The organism is Flavobacterium zhairuonense (genome assembly GCF_004352915.1).
Taxonomy (GTDB): Bacteria; Bacteroidota; Bacteroidia; order Flavobacteriales; family Flavobacteriaceae; genus Flavobacterium; species Flavobacterium zhairuonense.
Map to the genome: position 1 here is coordinate 1 of NZ_SJSY01000017.1, position 305 is coordinate 305.

At 38.4% G+C, this 305-nt stretch carries 1 protein-coding gene; it reads left to right on the plus strand.

Features of this window, described 5'->3' with window-relative positions; translation table 11 throughout:
- Positions 1–149 precede the first annotated feature (149 nt).
- A complete protein-coding gene (locus tag EYY60_RS22485; protein WP_262711182.1) occupies positions 150–275 on the plus strand; it encodes a hypothetical protein in 126 nt (41 codons plus the stop codon).
- Positions 276–305: the final 30 nt, after the last annotated feature.

Below are 305 nucleotides of genomic sequence, written 5' to 3' on the forward strand. Positions count from 1 at the left end.
AACATCTTTAATTCCTTCTTCGCCAGTAATATGATTTGGAAGTTTTTGGTTTGCTAAAATCACTTTACAAATCTCATCCATTTGGGTTTGTTGTTGATTGATAACCGGAAAATTAAATGGTTTTGGGAGAGGACACGCTTTTTCCAAAAGTGCGCAACACTGCCGAAAATGTAAAAATCGCTGCTGCGGGAACGAGCTGTCGTCATCAAATTTATTATGGAACAAAACGTGAAGCACAGCATCCGGTTAGTATTTTGAGGAGTTGCTTGAAGTAAGTTTAACGGCAAAGCTTTTATTTCACGCAG